The organism is Bacillus sp. SIMBA_008 (genome assembly GCF_046535495.1).
Classification (GTDB): Bacteria; Bacillota; Bacilli; order Bacillales; family Bacillaceae; genus Bacillus; species Bacillus subtilis.
In genome coordinates this window covers 1-295 of sequence record NZ_JAWRWL010000255.1, presented here as the reverse complement: position 1 = coordinate 295, position 295 = coordinate 1, and the positions used below count along the sequence as shown (strand labels likewise).

The 295-nt window shown below is 66.4% G+C and carries 1 protein-coding gene; it reads right to left on the bottom strand.

Translation table 11 applies throughout. The annotated features are described in order from the left end of the window. The coding region (locus SB658_RS23075; protein WP_410602591.1) for a CoA transferase at positions 1–295 on the bottom strand (295 nt) is incomplete at both ends.

Genomic DNA, 295 nt, shown 5'->3' with positions numbered 1-295 from the left:
CTCCTCGAGCACATACCGGTAGTCACGGATCGGCCCGGCCGGAACCCCCGCCTCCAGCAGCCGCGTCACCCATTCGTCCGTGCCCGCCTCCGCCAGCCGCTCCTCGAGGGCACCAACCAGCTCCGCGCGGTTCGCCATACGGCTGTTGTTGTCCGCGAATCGCGGATCCTCGCGGAGCTGCGGAAGCTCGAGCACCTCGCAAAGGAGGCCCCAGAGCTTTTGATTGTTCGCTCCGATCGTCAGATATCCGTCCGCTGTCGCAAGCGCCTGATACGGGGCCGACATCCTGTTCGCC